This window comes from Terriglobia bacterium, from assembly GCA_032252755.1.
GTDB lineage: Bacteria > Acidobacteriota > Terriglobia > Terriglobales > Acidobacteriaceae > JAVUPY01.
Genome location: JAVUPY010000051.1, coordinates 36,953 through 58,891, shown reverse-complemented (window position 1 = coordinate 58,891; position 21,939 = coordinate 36,953). Strand labels below are relative to the sequence as shown.

Annotated in this window: 25 protein-coding genes and 1 pseudogene; 13 read left to right on the top strand and 13 right to left on the bottom strand. The window is 57.4% G+C overall.

Going from position 1 to position 21,939, the window contains the following annotated elements; genetic code table 11:
* Nucleotides 1-133: 133 nt before the first annotated feature.
* The 3 genes from ROO76_10870 to ruvX all read right to left on the bottom strand — a co-directional run bounded on the left by ROO76_10870 (nt 134) and on the right by ruvX (nt 2,538).
* Nucleotides 134-1,066, bottom strand: coding sequence for an isoaspartyl peptidase/L-asparaginase (locus ROO76_10870; GenBank protein MDT8068652.1), 933 nt, complete (start codon nt 1,064-1,066; stop codon nt 134-136).
* Nucleotides 1,067-1,549: 483 nt separating this feature from the next.
* On the bottom strand, nt 1,550-2,083 hold the full coding sequence (locus tag ROO76_10865) for a hypothetical protein (protein ID MDT8068651.1): 534 nt from the start codon (nt 2,081-2,083) through the stop codon (nt 1,550-1,552).
* 2 nt (nt 2,084-2,085) lie between these two features.
* Nucleotides 2,086-2,538, bottom strand: a complete 453-nt coding sequence (ruvX, locus tag ROO76_10860) for a Holliday junction resolvase RuvX (GenBank protein MDT8068650.1) — start codon at nt 2,536-2,538, stop codon at nt 2,086-2,088.
* 81 nt (nt 2,539-2,619) lie between these two features.
* Between ruvX and ROO76_10855 the strand changes: the two genes are divergently transcribed.
* Nucleotides 2,620-3,759: an AI-2E family transporter gene (locus tag ROO76_10855; protein ID MDT8068649.1), complete on the top strand. Its 1,140-nt coding sequence runs from the start codon at nt 2,620-2,622 to the stop codon at nt 3,757-3,759.
* Between the two features lie 148 nt (nt 3,760-3,907).
* Complete coding sequence (locus tag ROO76_10850) at nt 3,908-4,186, top strand: hypothetical protein (GenBank protein MDT8068648.1); 279 nt, start codon at nt 3,908-3,910, stop codon at nt 4,184-4,186.
* Nucleotides 4,187-4,292: 106 nt separating this feature from the next.
* Here the strand turns inward: ROO76_10850 and ROO76_10845 are convergent, their stop codons facing one another.
* Nucleotides 4,293-4,826 (bottom strand): CarD family transcriptional regulator, encoded by a 534-nt coding sequence (locus ROO76_10845; protein MDT8068647.1) that lies wholly within the window; start codon nt 4,824-4,826, stop codon nt 4,293-4,295.
* Between the two features lie 167 nt (nt 4,827-4,993).
* Here ROO76_10845 and greA point away from each other — a divergent pair, with 167 nt between their 5' ends.
* The 3 genes from greA to mltG all read left to right on the top strand — a co-directional run bounded on the left by greA (nt 4,994) and on the right by mltG (nt 7,170).
* Nucleotides 4,994-5,467: a transcription elongation factor GreA gene (gene greA, locus ROO76_10840; protein MDT8068646.1), complete on the top strand. Its 474-nt coding sequence runs from the start codon at nt 4,994-4,996 to the stop codon at nt 5,465-5,467.
* A complete protein-coding gene (locus ROO76_10835) occupies nt 5,464-6,102 on the top strand; it encodes a CDP-alcohol phosphatidyltransferase family protein (protein ID MDT8068645.1) in 639 nt (212 codons plus the stop codon). The genes greA and ROO76_10835 overlap by 4 nt, the downstream gene beginning before the upstream one ends.
* A gap of 81 nt (nt 6,103-6,183) precedes the next feature.
* Entirely contained in the window at nt 6,184-7,170 is a 987-nt protein-coding gene (gene mltG / locus ROO76_10830) for an endolytic transglycosylase MltG (protein ID MDT8068644.1), read from the top strand.
* A gap of 161 nt (nt 7,171-7,331) precedes the next feature.
* Here mltG and ROO76_10825 read toward each other — a convergent pair.
* The 5 genes and pseudogenes from ROO76_10825 to ROO76_10805 all read right to left on the bottom strand — a co-directional run bounded on the left by ROO76_10825 (nt 7,332) and on the right by ROO76_10805 (nt 11,476).
* A pseudogene (locus ROO76_10825) lies at nt 7,332-7,776 on the bottom strand (type II restriction endonuclease).
* On the bottom strand, nt 7,724-8,113 hold the full coding sequence (locus ROO76_10820; protein ID MDT8068643.1) for a hypothetical protein: 390 nt from the start codon (nt 8,111-8,113) through the stop codon (nt 7,724-7,726). Before ROO76_10820 ends, ROO76_10825 begins: the two are co-directional and overlap by 53 nt.
* On the bottom strand, nt 8,110-8,874 hold the full coding sequence (locus ROO76_10815) for an HNH endonuclease (GenBank protein MDT8068642.1): 765 nt from the start codon (nt 8,872-8,874) through the stop codon (nt 8,110-8,112). Before ROO76_10815 ends, ROO76_10820 begins: the two co-directional genes overlap by 4 nt.
* An 844-nt stretch (nt 8,875-9,718) precedes the next feature.
* The gene (locus ROO76_10810) at nt 9,719-10,993 is read right to left on the bottom strand and encodes a glycosyltransferase (protein MDT8068641.1); all 1,275 of its coding nucleotides are present in this window, start codon (nt 10,991-10,993) and stop codon (nt 9,719-9,721) included.
* Between the two features lie 102 nt (nt 10,994-11,095).
* A complete protein-coding gene (locus ROO76_10805; protein MDT8068640.1) occupies nt 11,096-11,476 on the bottom strand; it encodes a glyoxalase superfamily protein in 381 nt (126 codons plus the stop codon).
* Between the two features lie 297 nt (nt 11,477-11,773).
* Here ROO76_10805 and ROO76_10800 point away from each other — a divergent pair, with 297 nt between their 5' ends.
* The 8 genes from ROO76_10800 to ROO76_10765 all read left to right on the top strand — a co-directional run bounded on the left by ROO76_10800 (nt 11,774) and on the right by ROO76_10765 (nt 19,431).
* Complete coding sequence (locus ROO76_10800) at nt 11,774-12,214, top strand: hypothetical protein (protein ID MDT8068639.1); 441 nt, start codon at nt 11,774-11,776, stop codon at nt 12,212-12,214.
* Nucleotides 12,215-12,409: 195 nt separating this feature from the next.
* The gene (locus ROO76_10795; protein MDT8068638.1) at nt 12,410-13,318 is read left to right on the top strand and encodes a DUF4292 domain-containing protein; all 909 of its coding nucleotides are present in this window, start codon (nt 12,410-12,412) and stop codon (nt 13,316-13,318) included.
* A 138-nt stretch (nt 13,319-13,456) separates the two neighbouring features.
* Nucleotides 13,457-14,575, top strand: a complete 1,119-nt coding sequence (locus ROO76_10790; GenBank protein ID MDT8068637.1) for an FtsX-like permease family protein — start codon at nt 13,457-13,459, stop codon at nt 14,573-14,575.
* A 276-nt stretch (nt 14,576-14,851) separates the two neighbouring features.
* Nucleotides 14,852-16,354 (top strand): aldehyde dehydrogenase family protein, encoded by a 1,503-nt coding sequence (locus tag ROO76_10785; GenBank protein MDT8068636.1) that lies wholly within the window; start codon nt 14,852-14,854, stop codon nt 16,352-16,354.
* Nucleotides 16,355-16,606: 252 nt separating this feature from the next.
* A complete protein-coding gene (locus ROO76_10780; protein ID MDT8068635.1) occupies nt 16,607-17,200 on the top strand; it encodes a hypothetical protein in 594 nt (197 codons plus the stop codon).
* Nucleotides 17,201-17,209: 9 nt separating this feature from the next.
* Nucleotides 17,210-17,626 carry a hypothetical protein gene (locus ROO76_10775; GenBank protein MDT8068634.1) on the top strand — a complete coding sequence of 139 codons (417 nt, stop codon included), beginning with the start codon at nt 17,210-17,212 and terminating at the stop codon, nt 17,624-17,626.
* Between the two features lie 97 nt (nt 17,627-17,723).
* Nucleotides 17,724-17,927 carry a hypothetical protein gene (locus ROO76_10770; protein MDT8068633.1) on the top strand — a complete coding sequence of 68 codons (204 nt, stop codon included), beginning with the start codon at nt 17,724-17,726 and terminating at the stop codon, nt 17,925-17,927.
* A 124-nt stretch (nt 17,928-18,051) separates the two neighbouring features.
* Nucleotides 18,052-19,431: a glycosyltransferase family 87 protein gene (locus ROO76_10765; protein MDT8068632.1), complete on the top strand. Its 1,380-nt coding sequence runs from the start codon at nt 18,052-18,054 to the stop codon at nt 19,429-19,431.
* Here the strand turns inward: ROO76_10765 and ROO76_10760 are convergent.
* From ROO76_10760 to ROO76_10745, 4 genes are all read right to left on the bottom strand, one after another.
* Nucleotides 19,388-19,966 (bottom strand): thioredoxin family protein, encoded by a 579-nt coding sequence (locus ROO76_10760; protein MDT8068631.1) that lies wholly within the window; start codon nt 19,964-19,966, stop codon nt 19,388-19,390. The genes ROO76_10765 and ROO76_10760 overlap by 44 nt on opposite strands.
* Before the next feature lie 96 nt (nt 19,967-20,062).
* Complete coding sequence (locus ROO76_10755; protein MDT8068630.1) at nt 20,063-20,446, bottom strand: c-type cytochrome; 384 nt, start codon at nt 20,444-20,446, stop codon at nt 20,063-20,065.
* Nucleotides 20,443-21,315: a hypothetical protein gene (locus ROO76_10750; protein MDT8068629.1), complete on the bottom strand. Its 873-nt coding sequence runs from the start codon at nt 21,313-21,315 to the stop codon at nt 20,443-20,445. Before ROO76_10750 ends, ROO76_10755 begins: the two co-directional genes overlap by 4 nt.
* A 119-nt stretch (nt 21,316-21,434) precedes the next feature.
* The gene (locus tag ROO76_10745) at nt 21,435-21,878 is read right to left on the bottom strand and encodes a hypothetical protein (GenBank protein ID MDT8068628.1); all 444 of its coding nucleotides are present in this window, start codon (nt 21,876-21,878) and stop codon (nt 21,435-21,437) included.
* Nucleotides 21,879-21,939: the final 61 nt, after the last annotated feature.

The window sequence follows — 21,939 nt, the reverse complement described above, 5'->3', positions numbered from 1 at the left end:
CAGCTTTGCCATCCTCGTTTGATTCGGCTGGATAAACGGCGCCCTACCCCTCTTGCTTTGAGTAATCCGAAAGGTTGTATATCAGGAGGTGCTTGGAAAGCAAGGACTTGGCACCACTAGACCAAATCCCGGGTCAGCGATTTTGCGTCGCAGCCTCGATGGCGCATTCGATTCCAGTAGCACGCCGGACGGCCCAGGCCATTCGAGGGGTGTTGTGCGCAACCCCTGTCCGGCCCTGCCGGTCCAGCAAAATGATGCCCCCGTGCCCATGAACCCTGCGGTGAAGGTAGTGAATAGCCTCGTGGGCCGCCTTTTCTGGGGTATCGCCGTATCCGACGCGGTCGGTCGCCCACTTCGACAGAACGACCTTCATCATCGGCTCGCCCCATCCAGTTGTGGACGCTGCCGCCGTATCGTTGTCCGCATAGCACCCGCAGCCGATCAGCGAGGAATCGCCAACTCGTCCCGGCGCCTTGTTCAGCGTGCCGCCCGTCGAGGTCGCGCCGGCAATATCGCCTTTGGCGTCCAGCGCCACCGCTCCGACAGTGTCGTGCGAACTGGTCGGCGAGCAGAACTCCGAAGGCGTGGTCAGATACCGTTGCTCTTTCGCACTGCGCAAACGCTCAACCTCGCGCTGCAGAATCAGTTCGCTATTGTCGATCAGCGGAATTCCGTTCTCTTCCGCAAATCGCTCCGCTCCCTCGCCAACGAAGTAGACGTGCGGGCTCTTCTCCAGGATCGTCCGCGCAACGCGAATCGGATTTTTGATCCGCTCGACACATCCGATGCCACCCGCCCGCAAACTCTGGCCATCCATCATGAAAGCGTCGAGTTGAACCTTGCCATCGCGGTTGAGAAACGACCCGCGTCCAGCGTCGAAGGTCTCATCATCCTCAAGCGCAACCACCGCTTCTTCAACCGCGTCCAGCGCCGAGCCGCCCTTTTCCAGCGCCAGCCAACCCTTTTCGAGAGCCGCCCTGACGCCGTTCAGATGCAGATCGACCATCTCGTCGGGAATCGCCCACGCACCGCCATGAACCAGCAACACCGGAGAAAAATTGCTCAATCCAGTAACCTCAACCGCGAAATTACGAATCTACGCATTTACAGGCGGGAAAGCAAAAATAACGAATCAGGGGACGCACTATCGAGGAACTTATTCGTGAGGAGGACCAGCATTTTTCGAATTCCGCTTCAGGTCTTCCAAGTCGCTGCTTCGGCCCAGGGCCCGCTTGTTGGCCACGAGATCTCCAGCCGCCGAGAATTCTGAGGCGAATTCCTGATCCACACGCCGAGGTTTTTCGTGTGACGCGGTTCGCCATATTTCATGACTGCGAGACCGCCAACGATCAGATACTCAACCTCGAATTCGTTTAAGAGCTGTAACAGTTCCTTGTAGTGTGGTCTTCGGCCATTCATTTCCTCAGCTAACACCACCAACTCCCAGGCGGCGGCGAAACTGGCTTTGTCTCCCTGTTCCTGCCAAAACTCGATATCGAATTGACGATCAGGGAGAAGCCGCCTCGCACCGGGCGCGTCGCATCCGAATCTATCGCTTTGGGCAGACAGGTCTCTTGCTGGGCAACGGCCTCGCCAGGTACAGCGCCGCCGCAATGTCAAAACCCTCGTGATTCGGCCACAGTACAATTCCCTGCTTGGAGTAAACAAGCAACCCAATGGGCCCGTTCGGATCTCGGTAAGCGAGCGCGTTTACTCCTTCGTGCGGGCAATCGGCAACCGAATACTGTACTTCCCTGTAATCCTCGCCGTATTTCTTGTGTGCCTGCGTTCGCGTAATGTTGGGCGAAAACCGCTCGGTGATTGTCTCGATCACTCCTGTCGCAAGCCTTACCTCGACGATCACATTCGCGCCGAAATCGCCTTTTCCCGCATACGAGTAGGTCTCTAATTGCCGCCCTCTCTTTGGCGTCGCGGCGCCGAGCATGCGAATAACATCCTTCCTTGTTGATTTCCCGGCGACCAATCCCCGGAAATCAGCCGGCTTCCATGGTCGATTCTGCTGGGCCGAGAGGCCGCCCCCCGCGCACACAAGTAAGCTGAATAGCAGAACCGTTGCTCGCATTCTTACTCTGCCCACTCGCCTTGTCCTCCTTGGTTTCGACGCATCTCGAGGAAGTTTTGCAGGATCAGAACCGCGGCCAGTCGATCCACCGCACCTGCGCGCTTGCCAATCGACATCTCGCTCTCGCGCAGCACCCGGTTCGCCTCGACAGATGTGAGCCTTTCGTCCACCAGGTGAATAGGAAGCCCAAACTCCTTCTCCAAAATTGCGACAAAATCACGGATCTTCTCCGCCTGTATACCCTCCTGCCCGCTCATTCTGAGGGGTAGGCCGACTACGATCTCCGTGACCTCGTACTTCGCAAGCACCTCCGCCAGCGCGGCCAGGTCCGTTCGCTTGTTCTTCCTGCGGATCGTGTCGAGCCCCTGGGCGGTGATCCCAAGCGGATCGGTGACCGCGAGCCCGATCGTTTTCGATCCAACATCCAGGGCCAGCACACGCCCCGATTTTGTCAATTGTTCCGAACTCACGTTGAAAGTATAGTCTTCGCAGCCCCGGAGCCCCGTAGAGCGCATCTTAATTGGCTGGAGGAGCTGATGCCGGAAGTCGAGCACGATTCATCCCCAGCATCGCAGGCTCCTGCGTCCGACGCAGAAATATTCCGCACCGTCGCCGAACTCGAGCGCCGGCGGTATTCCCGGTTGCAGGCGGCTTCGCTCATCGTTCTTGCCACAGCCGCCGTTCTCACCCTGATGTACTTCGCCAAGCTGGTACTCGTGGTGGCGCTGGTCTCGGTTCTGCTCGCATTCATTCTCGCGCCTGTCGTCGACGCCTGCGACCGTGCCCACCTTCCGCGCTGGTTCGGCTCTGGATTTGCAATCCTGCTTTTCCTGGGCATCTCGTACATGGCGATGTATTTCTCCTACAACCGCGCCATCTCGTTTCTCGACGATCTGCCGAAGTACTCCGAGCGCATGCGCGAAACCGTGATCCGCTTCCGCCAGAGAACCGAGAAGATTCAAAAGACGGCCGAGAACGTACTCCAGACGACCAACACTCAGGACGACAAGAATGCGATCCCTGTAAAGGTGAAACAGACTAATTGGGTCGACAGCGTGACCCAGGGCGCCGGTACTGTAACGGAAATCGTCCTGCTCGTCGGCTTCATCCCGTTCCTGACCTATTTCATGCTCAGTTGGCAGGAGCACTTCCGATCATCGACGGTAATGCTGTTTAAGCTCGAGAACCGCAACACCGCCTATGTCACTCTCGGCCTGATCTCCGCCATGATTCGAAGCTTCATCGTTGGAAACGTCGTGGTAGGTCTTTTCATCAGCTTGGTGAGCATGACTGTTTTCGGTGCCCTGCACCTCCCGTACTTCTATTTCCTCGGAGTAATCAGCGGGTTCCTGAGCCTGATTCCCTATTTGGGCGTCGTCCTTGCCCTGGTTCCGCCACTCGCGGCCGGCATTGGACAGATCCACTCTGAACAGGTCCTGATCATCGTTCTCACCGTCCTCGGCCTGCACCTGTTCGCACTCAACGTCCTCTACCCCAAGATCATTGGCAAGCGCCTGCAGCTGAATCCCCTCGCTGTGACCTTGGCGCTGTTATTTTGGGGTTGGCTCTGGGGGGCAATGGGCCTGATTCTAGCGGTTCCGGTCACCGCCGCCCTCAAGATCATCTTCGACCACGTCGAAGGCCTCCGTCCCTGGGGAGCCTGGCTCGGAGAGTAAAGCCGTGATCGGCGCTGGTTGTCGGTTGCTGGTGAAGTTGCGTTGGCCCCAAAGCTCATCGTTTCAACCAGTGACCAGTCACTAACCGCCAGCGACGTCTTTCCCCACGGATAACTCGCTGCCGCCGAATCTGCATCTACTCCGAGTTATGGCTGGCAGTCTCCACATCTTTCGTCGCGAAGTCGCCAACGGTCTACCCTGCTTCCAAGTCAACTACAACCTTGCAGGACGCAGTTTTGCCCGGGTCTTCGAGGGCGATCATCAGCTAAACGAGTTTCTGGAAGTGACCGCTTCGTTGCCGGGCGAGGTCATAGAAGAGGCATGGAAGCAACTAGACTCTGCAGGCTCGGCGAATATCGTCGATGTGGACATCGCCGAAAGTCAGGCCATCTCCAACAACATGAAGAGCGCCCCCACCGACTTCTGAGCTGGATCGGTGCCCAATCCTGGCGTCCATCACCAGGGTGGGGCTTCTCCATGCCCAAAAACACAAAAGCCCGGGTGGCACCGGGCTCATCTTTCCAAGCTTATGTTCAGGCGTCTTCCAGCGCAGCGATCTCCGGAAATTTCAGCTTGGACTTCGCGAGAGCCTTCGTGAGGGCGTCTTCAACGTCGTTCTCCGTCCATGCCTTGGCCATCGAAAGCTCGCTGACAAGCAGGTAGCGGGCGCGCTCCAGCATCTTTTTCTCGCGGAAGCTGAGCGGCTTGCTTTGTCCAAGGAGCAGCAGACTTTTGAGCACCACCGCTACGTCCATTAGGGACCCGGTGCGCATCTTGTCCGAGTTCTCTTTGAACCGGTACTTCCAGTCGGAGTTGTTGTCGCACTTGCCATCGCAGAGGAAATCCAGGATTTTCTGGATCTCTCCGTTCCTGACAACCCGGCGCAGTCCCACGCTGGTGACGTTCTCGAATGGAACCATCACCTTGAGGGAGCTGGCCTCAATTTTCAGGAGATAGAAGCGCTCTACGCTTGTCCCTATGGTCCGGCTACTGATCTGCTCGATCACGCCGACTCCGTGGTTGGGATAAACGACTTTGTCACCTACAGAAAACGTCGGAGTATTCATGAGAGCGGGGCCCGCTGCTGCGGACGAGGGGAACATCTATTATTATAGGTTTTGGAAGGATTTCGGTCAATTTGGCCCCAGTTCAGTCCGGCGTTGTCCATGGGGCCTCTCGCGCCAGCAGAGTATAATCTCAGAACTGTAGCCTCAGTCAGGTGGTTCAGTAGCGCATGCCCGAACACATCAAGAAAAAGCTCGAGGAAGAAATCTCGGTCCTCGAACATGAGCTGAATGTTGAACTTCCCCGGGAGCTGAAGAAAGCGGCCGCTCTCGGAGACCTCAGCGAAAACGCCGAATACCACATGGCCAAACAGCGGCAGGAATTCGTCCGCGCCCGGCTGGGCCAGCTCAAGAAGCGCATGGCCGAGCTCTCGCTCGTGAACCTGAGCAACATTCCCAAGGATCGCGCCGCGATCGGCTCGACGATCCTGGTCTACGACTCGACCAAGGACGAGAAGATCGAGTACAAGCTGGTGACCAGCGAGGAATCCGACGTCACCAAAGGGCTGGTCTCGACGACTTCTCCCATCGGCCGAGCCCTGATGGGCAAGCGCGTCGGCGACGTCAGTACTGTCATCACACCAAACGGCAACCGCGACCTCGAGGTGCTGAAGCTGAGCACCATTCACGACGACCTGCAATGACCTGGACCAGTGCAATCGGCAAAGCCTGCGGCGTTGTGCTCTACAAGATCGTCGATGGCCTTGCACTTACCCGGATTTCCCCAAACGTTCTGACGTTCATCGGCCTGGTGATCAACATCGGTGCGGCGCTGCTCTTTGGCTTCGCCAGCGCCGACAATAACCAGCCGCGGCTGTTCCTCTACGCGGGACTGGTGATCATCGGAGCTGGCATCTTCGACATGGTCGATGGCCGCGTCGCACGCGCAACCAACCAGGTCACGATGTTCGGCGCCTTCTTCGACTCCGTCATCGACCGCTACAGCGACGTGGCGCTCTTCTTCGGGCTGCTGGTTTATTACGCTCGAGCCAATCGCTTCTTCTACGTCGTGCTGGTCGCGTTCGTCATGGTCAGCTCGGTGATGGTCAGCTACACGCGTGCGCGCGCCGAATCTCTCATCCCGCTCTGCAAGGTCGGTTTCATGGAGCGTCCGGAACGCATCGTGCTGATCATCATCGGAGCGCTGTTCAACCGCATGGCTCCAGTGCTCTGGGTCATCGCGGTGCTGTCGCTCATCACGGTGATTCACCGAATCCGCTATACCTACGAGCAGACAACGCTCAAGGACCGGGAAAACGCGGCGGTCTTGACGCGGTAGAGCAGCGTCGCGTCTTGGGGAACAGCTAGCCCTTTGGTACCTTGCCCGCGAGCCACAATCCTCATCTAAACTATTGGTTCCATGCGTCGCCTGTTCGCGATCTTCGTGCTGGTGGTTCTCGGACTCGGGCTTTGGCTCGTCTATGGGATCTTTCTGCCCATCAAGCCTGCGCAGACGACGTTCGTCATGTTGCATCCAGGGTGGTCGAGCAGGCGGATTGCGCAACAGCTCAAGAGCTCTGGTGTGATTCGCAGCGCGAATGCGTTTGTGCTGCTGCACTATTTCCGTCCGGCTCACAAGCTGAAGGCTGGTGAGTACAAGTTCGACGCAAGTGCGAATGCCATCGAAGTCGGCGATCGACTGGCGAAGGGCGATATCTACACGCACACAGTCGTCATTCCCGAAGGCTACAACATGTTCGAGATCGCGCAGGCGATCCAGGATTCGGGGCTCGGTTCGGCCGAGGACTTCCTCAAGGTTGCGCGTGATGATGTGTCGCTGATCCGGAACATCGATCCGCAGGCGCAGACGCTCGAAGGATATCTATTTCCCGATACTTACCAGTTCACCAGAACGCAGTCGATGCAGGACATGGTCGCGATGATGGTGAAGCGTTTCGAGCAGGAAGCGACGAAGATCGGCCTGCGCGACAACGTTCACACGATCGTGACGATGGCTTCGATCGTGGAAAAAGAATCGGCTGCCGCGGACGAACGTCCTGAGATTGCCAGCGTTTACTACAACCGGCTGGCGAAGCGGATGGGGCTGGCCGCCGATCCCACGGTCGCCTATGCGGCGATGCTCAGCGGCAACTATCGCGGGACGATCTACCGCAGCGATCTGGATGCCGATTCGCCGTACAACACCTACAAGCACGCGGGGCTTCCGCCGGGACCGATCGCGAATCCCGGGGTCGGGGCGTTGGAGGCGGCGATGAATCCGGCGAAGACCGATTACCTGTTCTTCGTGGCCGAAGGAAACGGCAGCGGAAGACATCGCTTCAGCAGCACGTTCGAGGAGCACGAAAAGAACGTGATTGCGTATCGAAGAGCGATGAACGGGCACTGAGGGCGAGTCTCAGGCGGGTCGCAATTCGTAATTCACAAAGAAAAGTGCGAGTCGAGTCCCGGGAATACCGCGATGGCAACGTCCGAATGACCGTCCAGGCCCCGGAGTCGGTGCTGCGGCGCGTGGCGCAGTACGTGAAGGACGGAATGGAATGATCCGCCTCAGTTGCTGATATCTTGCCGTTCGCGAACCAATCCAATGAAGGATTCGAGATCAAGCAATGCGTGCTGCTGAGATTCCGTATAGGTCGCGTGCAAACTTCTCGGCAGCACCAGCTGCAAGTTGTTCGCAGACATCTCTTCGGTTTGGAAGGAACTGATTGCAGTTTCCAGCGTGAACAGATGCTTGCGAGATTCGATTTGCCTCCGCAAGAACCTGTCTCCACCGGTCTTTGCATGTACTTTTCGCACCTAGCATCGTGAGTCGATCTCCTGGGAAACTGGGATCGCGATAGTTATCCACGGATGAGAAAAGAAAATCCGGCTTCGACCGATTTTCGGTTATTGCTCCTCGCTTGGACCCAGTGGGCCTGAGTAGTAGCGAGGGCCAAGCCCTAAAACAAGAACCGGAACATACGATCCGACCGTGAGGGACTATACGGATCAAAACCTTCCCAACCGTCGTTGGCAGTGGTCCTCACTTGCTCTAAGAATTGAGAGAAGGTGCGCGCGAGTAAATCCGTCGGCGCTTCATCAGTGAGCACGATTGAATCAAATTCGTGCAAACAGTGATCGTCGGGGCCAGGGTAGCCCTGCAAATTAGTAAAGAGCTCAGGCAAAGAAAGTTGGTGAGCTGAGAAAGTGTCGTACATAAACGAGGCGCGTAGCTGGGCGTCGGCTAGATCAATGCTTATTTGGTCGGAGGCACCTTCTGCAAAAACAACGCGTCCCCACGACTTGTAATTTGAGGCGTCACGATAGAGGTAACTGAATTCGATGTTCATACGCACCCGCGAAAGATATTTCGGTTGTGGTATCGAAGGAAAGCAGGGGCTGGCACAAATCGTGTCGGCAATTCTATTTGTTTGCCTTCGAATTTCAGAAGGAAATCGCGCCGGGCAGAAATGTCAGCAGGAGTTGTTTGGGATGGCCTATCCGCGATGCGCACTCTGAAATCAGGGGTTATTGTGAGCAAGCCACAGTCGAATGCTCGGTCATGAAAAGCATTAAGCAAAACACCATTTTGAGGATTGGTTCGGTTCGTTTCGTCGATAGACCACGGAACAATATGACTAGCGGTAAGAAGCTCCGGTATCGATAAGCCAGTGATACAACAGCGGTTTTGGTATGACGCCATAACCGCTGCACGAAAGAAGTCTTGGTTGACCCGTACTTTTACCGATGCGACTCGACTCTTACCGGGAGGCAATGATTCCAGCTTCTGAGCAGGATCCTGCCAACCAAGTTGAGACAGAAGTCGTTGGCTTTCATAGGCCAGTTCGTTCCAATTGCCGTTGAACTCTTCCCAGATCGTTTCCTCAGCTTTGGAACCGTGAGAAGCTCCCCTAATTCCCCTCTTCTGAAGTTCGGGATCAAGGCGAGCAAAATTTGAGAGTTTCCAAGCGAGTGCAGAAGGGGTTCTAGCGAGCTTTGCGGCGAGGGAAACTATCTGCGGATTACGTCGATGGATACGGCCAAAAGGAATTCTGCAATAGAGATTAAAAGCAATGATTAGTTGGTCACGGCTCCAGTCGGTTCGGGGCACTGACGAAACGGTATCACAGGGGCTGCGGTGAATCGAGCAAGGACTTAGCCGCCACCTTTTACTAGGCAGAACAATGAACGAAGAAAGAACCAACTGGAACTAGGAAGGCAGAACTGAGGGCCGGTCTTCCCATTTTGGAACTCCCCGAAGATTTTGTTCGCTCTTAACCGACCACACCCTTGACCCCACAGGTTACAATTGTTCTGGACACAGTCCATCGAGCGGCGCCCCTAGCGGGCGCCGCAAGCTTTTGTGCCCCTACCCCGATGGTGCCCTACCCTTCTCGCTGGGTGCCCCATCCTGGCCCGCAGTCGGCCAGCGTGGATTAGTTGGCGAGAGGGTAGGGCTTTTTGGGTGGGGCAATTCGGCCCCGAAGTCCGTTCTTCGGTTGCCGTTCTGATCTTTCACATCCCGACTCGTCGCTGCGGTACCGGCCGCGCCGACGCTATCCCAGGATCAACAATCCTGGGCGGTTCCTCCATTTGGGACTTGCCCTTCGCTATCGTCTCCGTTTTGCCTCTCACGAAGAACGAATGACATCTTCACGCTGCTGACGACCGCCTACTGGCTACCGAACATGCCCGATATCACGCAGCCAGACGCACATTCTTCGAGCACAAACCACTGAAAACAAAGCCACTCTTGGTATTTTCAGATTTAAACCCTTGGCGCTCAATATTTTAGCGGGAAAATTTCCGCAAAATATTGAAAACAAAGATTCGCAAAATAGGGGGAGGGACTGCACATCTCGGGATTCTTGTCCCGCCTCCTCCACGCGCTGAGTGCGTGGCTAGACGTTGAGGCGCTCGCGCCGCGAGCTGAAAACGGTGGGCCCCCCGGACCTCTAGGCGAAGGTGGATCGAGCCTCTCCTCTCTTCACAACAGCTTCGAGCAAGTCGCAGGCTGTCTTGACGCCGTGTTCTGATCGCACAGACGTCCCGACTTCGGCGGCTCGGTTTGAATAGGCCGGGTTGCGAAGCAGTTCGGATATCTCACGCACCGCGCTCTTTGCGTTGTATTCCTTGCGGCGCACGCTTCGCGCGACTCCCAATTTCTTCAGCCGATAGGCATGGTCGGGCTGGTCATGGCTGTAGGGAACGACCAGCATTGGTTTTCCCGCGCGCATGGCCTCGGCAGTCGTTCCAATACCGCCTTGATGTACGTTGACGCATGACCGGGGGAAGATTGCTGAGTGCGGTGCATACGGGACTGAGATCATACCCTGTGGCAACTTGTTCATCTGATTGGCTGGATCATTGCCGACGAGCAGGACGGCCCGTCGGCCAAGTATGCGCGCTGCTTCAACGCTCTGATGGAAGAAATCGCCGGCTGCGCCAATGGCCGCCGAACCCAGGGTGAACACGATTGGGGGCTCGCCCGACTCGAGGAACTTCTGAAGGTCCGGCGGGATGGTCTCTTCCTGATCGAAGAACGGGAACCCGGTGACGTGCGCGTTCGGTGGCCAATCGGGTTTTGGAGAAGCAAGAATGGGCGAGAACAACGCTAGCGCCAGTTGCGGCGAGTGTCCGAACAGGATGGGATTCCGGCTGCGCGGCAATCCGAGTTCGCGCTCAAAGGCGCGGTAGCACTTCCAGTATGGTTCGAACACCTTTTCCACAAACTTCAGAAATAACCGCTGGGTTCGTGGCCCGCGGCGGGCGAGCCACTCCCGGGCGGGAAATCCGGGGAAGACACACATGTCATGCGAGGAAAGCATGCTGACGGGGGCCAATGCGAGCGACGCCCAGGGCATTGCAGACTTACGCGCGTACAGGTAAGCACCGAGGGTGACCGGGTGGGTGACGATGAGGTCCGCATTGCGTGCAATGGCGGCGGTCTCCTGATACGACTCGCGCAAGTACGGCAGCACCAGTTCACAGAAGATGTACCGGGTGCCGTCGCTGGGGTGCATGGCGCGCTTCAGAATGGCGGGATCATCGATCCTGATATCAGTTCCAACGGGATGAAACTCAATCCCAGATGCTTCCACTTTTGCGCGATATGCCGGAGAAGTGGCGACGACAGTCGACAGTCCGCGCTGCGTCAACTCGCGGCCAATAGCAAGGATAGGATGCAGGTCCCCTAAAGAACCAAACGTACAAAGGACAACGCGGGCCATCGTAGCCTCATGGAGCAATTGGTGACAGCTTTACAGCGTAGAGGCGGAAATGGAAGTGATCGTCATCACAGGGCATCGCTAGTAGCTTACCGTTCGAGAAAACTATGTGATCGGCGTGCAGAAGTAGAGGCCGTTGCCGTCGGGATCGGTGACGGCGAATTCACGCAGCCCCCAGGTCTGATCGATGGGAGCGGTGTGGACGGGGGAGTCGGGGCGGCGGGTGGTGTCGAGGCCGCGGGCGCAGAAGGTTGCGTAGCGCTCGTCGACGTCGTCGACGAAGACGCGGCTAACGGAGCCGAAGACGCCGTCGCCGGCATGACGGGAGAGTTGCAGATCGGCGCCGTCACGGACGAGGTCGATGACGCCGTTGGCCATTTCGACGTCTTCGTATCCGGGCCATTTGCGTTCGAAGTCGAGAATTTCGGTGTAAAAGCGCAGGGAGCGTTGCAGATCGGCGGACTTGATTATGGGGACGATTCTCATGTGGGGCTCCAAACGGCAGGTAGACAGGATAACTCTGTCGTCGCGGGTGCGCGCGACTCGCAAGGGGAGGAACACCCGATTCCCCGCACTCACGTGCGGGGCAACTTTCTCGAAGCAGAATCTTTTCACCGTGCGCCGAAGGCGTGGCTCGACACAGTGCGCCCGCTTCGCATGGGAGGAAAGGCCGCAGAGTTGCGGCGACGCTGGTAGACTTCTACGAGGGCCGGCTTTGGGGGTGACATAGACCGGCGCAGGTTCAGCTCTCATTGGCGAGAACTCTCATTCAGGAGAAAGAGGATGGCGGCTACACCAGCAGATGCGCAGGTGATCATGCACTTGTACGAACTCCGTCGCGAGGCCGAGATGCGCAAGGCGCGCAACTGGTTCGCGATGTTCAACCCGCAATCGGTCGATGAATTCATCGAGGTTGTTAACACTCCCGGCACGGATGAGAACCGCTACTTCCGAATGGTGACCAGTTACTGGGAGATGGCGGCCGCCCTGGCGCTGCACGGAGCAGTGAACGAACAGCTCTTCCTCGACACGCAAGGGGAGATGTTCTTTATCTTCGCGAAAATGGCACCGTATCTGGAAGGCTATCGGGAGAAGATGCAAAACCCGGAAGCGATGAAGCGGGTAGATATGCTCATCAACAGGAGCGAAGAAAGCAAGAAGAAGCTGCAGGCCTTCGTGGAACGACTGACCAAGATGCGGGCCATGGCGGCGCAGAAGAAGTAGCTGGATCAAGGGAATAGGCAGAGGTTCGGTCCCGAACGCTTGTACACTACCCCGCCCTGACAAAACCAGGACGGAGCACCCGCGCCCGTAAGTCGATGAAGGGCAATTATTTGTGACAGGATGGAAACAGTTCCATCCTAGGGCGTGGTTTCCTCCTCCAACTAGAAATCGATATACTGGCTTCTCTGACTCTCGATGATTCGTCGCTTGCTCCCACTCGGTCCCGTCCTCCTCGTTTTGTTTACGACGGGGTGTCTCTTCCATACCCGCAAAGTTGCCAATCACATGAGTTCCGCGCCGTTGAAGGCGGCAAGCCAGCAAGAACTCATCGCGAAGGTCAACAGCGATGCCGCTCAAATTCAGACGATGAATGCGACGGTGGACATTCGGACAGCGGTTGGGGGACAGAAAAAGGGGAAGGTCACTGAGTACACCGAGATACGCGGCTACATCCTGGCGGAGAAGCCGGCGATGCTGCGGATGATCGGGCTGTTCCCGATTGTGCGCAACCGGGCCTTCGACATGGTGAGCAACGGGGTGGATTTCAAGTTGTCGATCCCGCCGAAGAACAAGTTCATCGTGGGACGGAACGACCAGATCTCGCCGAACCCGAAGCAACCGCTGGAGAGCATCCGCCCACAGCACATATATGACGCGCTGCTGCTGCACGAAATCGACCCGAAGGACGAGATTGCCGTCATCGAGAGTTCGACGCAGCAGGTGAAAGACCCGAAGACGCATAAAGAGGTCGAGCAACCTAACTACATACTCGACGTGATCCGGCGCGACCCGCAGGGCTGGTACATGGCAAGGAAGATCTACTTCGACCGGGTGGACCTGACGCCGTACCGGCAGGTGGTGTACGACCGCCAGGGTAATGTCGCGACGATCGCCGATTACTCGAATTTCCACGATTACAGCGGAGTGAGCTTCCCCAACCATATTGAGATAACGAGGCCGCAAGAGGAGTACGAGATCGGGCTGACGATCGTCTCGCTGAAGCTGAACCAACCACTGACAGCGCAACAGTTCGAGTTGAATCCGCCGCCGGGAGCGCAGATTGTGAACCTGGCGAATGGAAACAACAAAACGGCGCTGAAGTAAACGGCAAAAACGAAAGATGTTGCTGGTGGATCGCGGCTGGCCAAAGGCTTACGTCTACTGACTGCAGCAGACGTGGAGCACGGGTAGTTCTTTGCCGTTTTGCCGTTTCTCCTTCTGGTTCCGATACAATCGAAGACGATGAATAAGCTGGTTATTTCGAACCTGGTGCACAGGCCGCTGCGGTCGGCGATCAGCGTGATTGCGATCGCGATTGAGGTCACGCTGATCCTGCTCATTGTGGGCTTGTCGATTGGGACGCTGAACGACGCGGCGGAACGTCAGAAGGGGATTGGGGCGGACATCATGGTTTCGCCGCCGGGATCGTCATTCATGCTGGGCCTGAGCAGCAGTCCGATGCCGATGAAGATTGCCGACGTGCTGCGGAAAGTGAACCACGTGACGGCCGTTGCCCCGGTAGCAATGCAGTCGAACACCAGCGGAGCGGTCGAAATCATCGACGGCATCGTACTGGACCAGAACTCACCGAACGATTTCAACAAAATTGGGGCGCCATTCAAATTCCTTGCAGGGGGCCCGTTTCAGGGGCCTTACGACATGCTGGTAGATGACTTCGTTGCCAACCAGAGGAATATCCATGTCGGGGACAAACAGGAGTTGATGAACCACGAATTCACCGTGAGCGGAGTCGTGTATCACGGCAAAGGCGCGAGGAAATTTATTCCGCTGAGCACGCTGCAGGACCTGACGGGATCGGTTGGCAAAGTTTCGATGTTCTACGTGAAGGTTGACGATCCGAAGCTGGCGCCCGAGGTGGTACAGGCAATCAAGCAGATTCCGGGGATGCAGAACTACGGGGTTCGGACGATGGCGGAATACATGTCGATGATGACGGTGCAGAACCTTCCGGGGTTGGCGATCTTCATTGACATCGTGATCGGGATCTCGATGGTGATCGGATTCCTGGTGATCTTCCAGTCGATGTATACGGCGGTGATGGAGCGCACGCGGGAGATCGGGATCCTGAAGTCGCTGGGCGCGAACAAGATGTACATCATCAACGTCATTTTGAGGGAAACCCTGGTGCTGTCGATCGTGGGGATCGGCTTGGGATTCCTGATCAGCTATCTCGCGGCGATGGGGATCAGGCACAAGTTCCCGCTGCAGACGATCCTGATGACGGCGGCGTGGGCCGGCAGAGCGGCCGTAATTGCGATGATTGGGGCGTTGCTGGGGGCGATCTACCCGGCATTCAAGGCAGCGCAGAAGGACCCGATTGACGCGCTGGCGTATGAGTAGGCCGGCAACAGAAGAACAAAAGATCGGATAAGCCGAAAAGCAACGCGAACTTCGCTCGCGCGGACAGACGAGGTCGCCTGTCCCCACCAAAACAGCGTGCGACTCTCTCTGGTTGCACCTGCTCTGCCTCGGTGGTATAACAAACGGCGCCTTGAGGATGGCACCGGCGAAGTTATTTGCTGCTTGCCCGCACTTTTTCTCAACCTCTATTGCTGAACCGACATCACGAAGAACAGGGCCGCACACACCCACAGACGCGGTCCGAGGAGATCGCCCATGGCAACAGCTGTTCCCATCAATGTTGATCCTCACGTAAGCCGATTCATCGCCGAGCGGCGCAAGATGCTCATTAACGGGAAATGGGTGGAAGCTGCTTCCGGTAAGACTTTCCCGACGTACGATCCGGCAACGGGCGAGGTCCTGGCCCAGGTTGCCGAAGGGGATAAAGCCGACATCGATGCTGCCGTGAAGGCAGCGCGGGCGGCGTTCGAAGGCGCGTGGCGCAAAATGACGGCGGCGCAACGCGGCAGGCTGATCTGGAAGCTCGGCGACCTGATCGACGAGCACCTGGAAGAGTTCGCGGAACTGGAATCGCTTGATAATGGCAAACCGCTGACCGTGGCGCGGGCAGCGGACGTGCCGCTCGCGGCGGAACTGTTCCGCTACATGGCGGGATGGGCAACGAAGATCGAGGGGAATACGATTTCGCTTTCGGTGCCGTACACGCCCAAGGCACGGTATCACGCGTACACGGTGAGAGAGCCGATCGGAGTGGTCGGGCAGATCATTCCGTGGAACTTCCCGCTGCTGATGGCGGCGTGGAAACTCGGTCCAGCGTTGGCGACAGGATGCTGCGTGGTGCTGAAACCGGCAGAGCAGACGCCGCTGAGCGCGCTGCGATTGGGCGAGTTGATCCAGGAAGCTGGGTTCCCCGATGGTGTGGTGAACATCGTTCCCGGCTACGGCGAGACAGCCGGAGCAGCCTTGGCGGCACATCCGGACGTGGACAAGATTGCGTTCACGGGTTCGACGGAAGTTGGGAAGCTGATTGTTCACGCGGCGGCCGGGAACCTGAAGAAGGTCACGCTGGAGTTGGGCGGCAAATCGCCGAACGTGATCATGGGGGATGCCGACCTGGACCTGGCGATTCCGGGGGCGGCGAGCGCGATTTTCTTCAACCAGGGGCAGTGCTGCTGCGCCGGTTCGCGACTGTATGTCGACGAGAAGATTTATGACAAGGTCATCGATGGCATCGCACAGCAGGCGTCGAAGATTCGTGTCGGAGCGGGTTTTGACCCGGCGACGCAACTTGGACCACTGGTAAGCGAAGAACAGCTGAAGCGCGTGTGCGGATACCTGGATTCGGGATTCGCGGAGGGCGCCAAGGCGGTTGCCGGCGGGCGCCAGGTTGGCGACAAAGGCTACTTCGTGCAGCCGACAGTGCTCGTAAATACCAACGAGAAGATGAAGGTTGTGCAGGAAGAGATCTTCGGACCGGTGGTTACGGCGACTCCGTACAAGGATGTGAACGAATTGCTGCCCAAGGCGAACGACACGGTGTATGGCCTGGCGGCGGGGATATGGACGAAGGACATCTCGAAGGCGCACACGCTGGCTTCAGAGATGAAGGCCGGTACCGTCTGGATCAACTGCTACAACATCTTCGACGCAGCGCTTCCGTTCGGCGGCTACAAGCAGAGTGGCTGGGGCCGCGAGATGGGACACGAGGCGCTGGAACTCTACACGGAAACCAAGGCGATCTGCGCGCGCATAGGCTGATTCCATTTCCTCCTTGACGCGTAGTGCACGGGGCGAACCGAAAGGTTCGCCCCGTTTGCTATTGGACAGCAAGTTCCAGGGGTATGCGCCCCGTGATTCGCATTAGAGATCTGCGGGGCTTTCTCTTTGCGAACGTGAGCTTCGTCACTGTTCAGCGTGACAGGCAGTAACAAATCCGCGCAAATGGAGTTTATTTCACCAGATAGCACCAAAGAGCCACTTTGATGGCGGGGACTCGGAAAGAGAGGGGCGATGAAAGGCAGAATTCTGATGTTGGGGCTCAGTTTACTGCTTGCGGGCTCGGCATTTGCCCAGAGACGCGGGCAGAGCGGTATGCACGGCAATCCGGCGGCGGGCCAGGCCGGCCAGGCAGGAATGGGAAATAGAGGTATGGGTCAGGGAATGGGCGACCAGCAGCGCCTGCGCATTCATGCCAGCGACCAGCAACGGCAGCAGTCGAGAACGTGTACGCAGTCAATGGAACGGGTACGCACGAGACTTCGCACAATGGCTCGAATCAAGCAGAACCAGCCGATCAGCTCGGAGCAGGCATCACAGTGGCGCGAACAGCTGCGCGACGATATCCAAACCATGAAGCAGGAGCAGATGAACCAGATGAACGGCCTGAGTCCCGAACAGCAGGAGGCGACCAGGGATCGTACTCAGCAGATGCAGATGACCCGGGAGCAACTGGAAAAGATGTCGGAAGCGCTCGACATGGAACTGGCGATGGAAGCACCGGACCCGGTGAAGGTTCGGCAGCAGGCGCGCGAGATGGAGTCGGCGGTGAACAAGATCCGCACTCAGCAACAGCAGTTGAATAACGACTTGGGAATCGATCAATAGGAGCGACACATGAAGCGAATTGGCATAGCGGTAATTCTTGTTTTTTTATGCGGTGTGGTTCTGACGGCGGTGGCGCAGGGACCGGGTAGCCGCGGGATGGGCTTCGGGCCCTATGACGCGGCGACGGAAACAACGGTGACCGGCACCGTGCAGGCGGTACAGCAGCATCCGGGAAAACGTGGTGGTGTGGGAATCCACCTGCTACTGAAAACGAAGGATTCGACTTTGGATGTTCACGTCGGGCCGTCGTGGTATCTCGACAAACAGGGAGTGAAGTTTGCAGAGGGAGACACGGTGGAAGTAACGGGCTCGATGCTGAAGACGAATGACGGAATCCTGGCGAAAGAAATCAAGAAGGGCGACAAAACACTCCTGCTGCGGAACGCTGCAGGACGGCCACTCTGGGTGGGGCCGAACAAAGGCTGAAATGCCACTTGGAAAAACCGAGCCGCGCGAGCGTTAACGCGCGGTTTTTGCTTGTCAGGAGCAGGCACCCGCTCTTTGAAGGCGTGGATAGTGGATCGTGAATGGCAAAGACACGGAAGCCGACCGCAAGACCATGGAAACGGAGTTGCGCGACAAATCTCTGCCACAGGGAGAGGTTTCGCAACCGGTCTCTGGTTATCTCCACTTCCCGGTGGCGACGGGGAAGAAAGTTCAGTACGAGTTGGAATACACCGGCAAGAATCGGAACATCCGGCTGCGGTTGCCGACGCCGAAAGAGTAGTTCTCCGAATATACCGAGGACCGGCAGTAGTGGGCCGAACACGCTTTCCCAATTTGGGACCAAAAATTGGGAGGTACAAGAGTAAAGAGTTCCGTAATTTGCAACTCTGGGCGAACGTAGTGGTGTGTCCGGTATTGCGCCTGAGCTCGATCAAGTATCAGATGGCCCGCGGATTTCGCCGACATTAGCAACACTCGGACGTCATTCCACTTCACTACTTTGGGTACTGCTCTTCCTCTCTGCCATTCTCTTTGCTTATCGCGGATTCTATCGCGGAGTTCGTCCTCACCTGACCAATGATTTCTTCAGTGTGTATTCGATTTCGAAGGCGTGGATGGCGGGCGAGGCGCCGTATTCGACGCAGGTGATCGTCCGGACGTTCGAGGACGCGAGCGGGTACACCCTGGGCCGCAACACCCTGGCCCAGGCTGCGAGCTATAGCGCGCTGCCGGGCATGGTTCCGTTGGCAACACCATTTACGCTTCTGCGGTGGAGAGCGGCGAATTCACTATTTGTAATTTTCAGCACGGCGATTCTTGGAACGATGCTGTGGAGGTTTGCGCGCCGGTCCGGGGCATCGCGGAATTCGGTACTTGCGTTCCTGATCTGCGCGCTCGCATTGGGGCCGATTCATACGGGGCTGTCAGGTTCGAACGTCACCCCGCTACTGGTTGGACTGATGGGAATCAGTTACCTGCTGAACCGCGACGGACGTTGGCTGGCGGCGGGAATTCTGCTGGGCGTCGTGGGTTGCTGCAAGCCGCACATTGCCGGGGCGATGGTGCTGGTGCTGATCGTCGATGGCGAATGGAAGACGTTGGTTGCGGCGCTGTCGAGTGGCATCGCAAGCCTTGGCGTATTCGTCGCGCGGTTGTCGGTGGCCGGGGTGCCGTGGTGGAGCGAATTCTTGGCGCGAACGCGACAGTTCGGTGCGGTCGGCGATGCAAACGATTTCTCGCCCGCTAATCCAGCGCGGTATGAGTTGCTCAACCTGCAGGTTATCCTGGGATCGATCACGAGCAGTCGCGTTGTGGCGAACGTCGTCGCAATCGCGGTTGGGGTGGCCCTGGTGGCGGCGTGGTGGATCGCAGTAAAGCGGAGTGGAAGATCGGACCTGCTGGCATTCGCAACCATCAACGTTGTCCTGCTATTGCCTGCGTATCACCGGTTCGATGATGCGTCGGTGCTGGTGTTTCTGTTTGCGGCGGCGTGGCTCGAAAGACGGGATTTGTCGGTTCTGTGGGTGGCTGGGGTGAGTGCGCTGCTGTTCGCGCTTCCAATCCCGGCGATGCTGGTGTATCTGGTAGAGAGCGGACGCATACCGCACGGTCTTCTCACGGCAAGGTCGTTTCAGTTAACGTTTCTCTCCTCGCAGATATGGTTTTTGTTCGCAGCATCGCTGTTACTCGTTTGGGGCTCTAAGATGACGGGTGAGGCAGCACCGGAAGAATTTCCTAAGGCTACTCGTGGCTGCCGTTCGTCTGCTTCTCCGCGGCTTTCTTGAGGGATGCGTAGATTTTATCCATCTCGGCCGCGGACATTGAGGGAGCGCCTCGCTTCAGCATCTCCATAAACCAGGTGATCTCTTCCGGCAGGACCGGATATCCAATATTCTCGGGCGCAGCGCCGGGGACCGGTCCGTCGGAATTGACGATCGGTTTTCCAGCCCCATCGAGGAACACGATGAAAGGAACACCCGTGTTTTTGGGATCATTGCCGGTGAGTTTCTGGAGGAGTGCGTCGCTTCCGGGAGTGTTTCGCTCCGGATGCTTCGAAGCCTCTTCAGCGATGTGGACCTTCGCGATAACGAAATACTTTTCGAAAATGGTCTTGAGTTCCGGTGCCTGCATGAAACTATCGAGTTGATGACAAGGGCCGCACCAGGATGCGCCGAAGATCAAAAAGATGTTCTTGTGCTCGCCGGCGGCGCGGGTCTGAGCATCGATAAGCACTTGTGCGGCGGCACTCTGCGCGCGAGCAGGCACAACCGAGAACAACGCTAAAACAGCTATAAGTACGGCGAGTTTCTGCTTCACCATGGGTTCTTGTCCTAAGCAGTCTTGTACTCTCGGATGGACCAGGAATCCAGAAATTTCAATCGCGTTCCGTTTTCGGAATAGACGTATTTGCGCAGTTCAGGGTTTTGGGAGCGAGCGTATATAGAGAACGAGTTGCCAGCGTTGTGCTTCGGGCAAACTGCTGAATGAGGGCATGCCTTTGCGGGCGTTGCCGCTGGAGATGCGCCAGAAGAGATCGCCGTCGGAATCCTGCTGAACTGCGGGTGAGGCGAGATCGGGTGCGTTGTTCTTGCGCTCGTGAGTTTGATCGCCGTGACACTGAACGCAGTTGCGCTCGAAGATCTTGCGGCCGCCGGCGGCGAGTTGGGGCTTGTCGCGCAAGGGGTTCTGCCGATGCGCGGCTTTTTCGGGGACCGTCCAATCGGGATCGATCGGTCGGATTTCCTGCGCGAACAGGATCGCTGCGCAAGTGATGAGAACAGCCAGCGTGAGTTTTCTCATTTGCCACCCCGGAACATGCTGCGAACGGCGTCTCCGAAGCCTGGGATTTCGTAGGTGTAGCTGAAGCGAAGCAGGTTGCGGGCACTGCTGGCGGTGAGTCCGAACCCGGGGGAGAAGCGCAAGGTCGAGTTTTCGCTGACGCGCCAAGCGATGGCTGGCGCAATGTAATGCGCGGTGTCGCGGAAGCCGAATTGCTCAGTGCTGCCGAGGCCACCGTAGAGTTCGAGGCCGGCGGTGAAGTTTTCGCGGCAGAAGCGGCAGGGATTGCCGGAGGCGATCGTCGCCAAGGGTCGATAGATTCCGAGGGCGTAGCCGAATTCGACGCCTTCATCTTCGGTGAAGTTCTTTTCGACGATGAAGTTCTCGGCAATGTTCCAGTTCTTGAGATTGCTGGAGAGGATCAGTTTCCCTTCCAGTTCGCGAGCCTTCTCGCCGCGCAGGCTGCTGAGTGGTTCGTCGGTGAGTTCGGAGTGGCCGACGACCTCCTTCAGAATGCGGCTGGCCTCGTTGATGTTTTCGAATTCGAAGTAGAGGACGGGATTGATGCGATGCTCGGTCTTCAGTGGCTTGAAGCGGTTTTCGAAGCGGAAGCCGGTGAAGACGGTAGCATCGTTTGGCTGTCCTGCGCCTTCGAGGTAGAGCGAGGTGGACCACCACCCGGTGGCGCCGTATTCGAGTTCGACAAGCGGCGCCCAGTAGGTGGGGAGATCGTGCTTCTGAATTTCGACGGTGCTCTGGGTTGTGATTTCGAGGTTCCCTGGTTCTTCCATGTGATGGTCGTAGGTGACGAAATAGGGGCTGTACTGGGCGCCAGCGGGGAGGACAACAAAGAGCAAAGAGCAGAAGAAGACGGTGAGAAGTCGTGCCATGAATTCATTCCTCATTATTGAAAATGAAATTCAATTTCAATTACGAGGATCAGACTAGCGCAGCAATCCGGTGCAGACAACTCCACCGGATGGGGTACCTGCAAGGATTTACAAAACTATTACTGAGCCACTTCGGGGAGTTCGGCGGCGTGGCGCGAGGTTCGTTTGCGAATGATGTGAGCGCGCTGACCTTCGGCGCATGGGGGCTTCGCATGGCTCTTCTTCGCGTGTCGGACGAGTTTCCTGCGCTGACGCTCGAGCGTGGGGAATTCGTAGAGGTCACAGGAAGTCGTGTCCCAGACCTGCCCGGTGCGCTTGTTCACGGCGAACCAGCCGACGATGTCCTGCATGTTGCCTTGCGGCGAGTGGTAGGCGCCGAAGCTGTAGTAGCCGGGAATGGTTTCCGTGCTCTCGTGAATCTGCCTGGTAGGGACTTTGTCGCCGCGCAAGCGCAACGTGGTGTGAACGAGCGAGCGCGCCTGCTCGCGCGAGATCTGCGCGCGCGAGGGCGTGGGAATTATGAAAACCAGAAAAGCCGCGGTCGCGAGAGCAAGGGTGCGCATAAGCTTACCGTTTGTTGGATGCTGAGTAGATTGCAGGCGAATGGGATTTTCGGGACGAGCA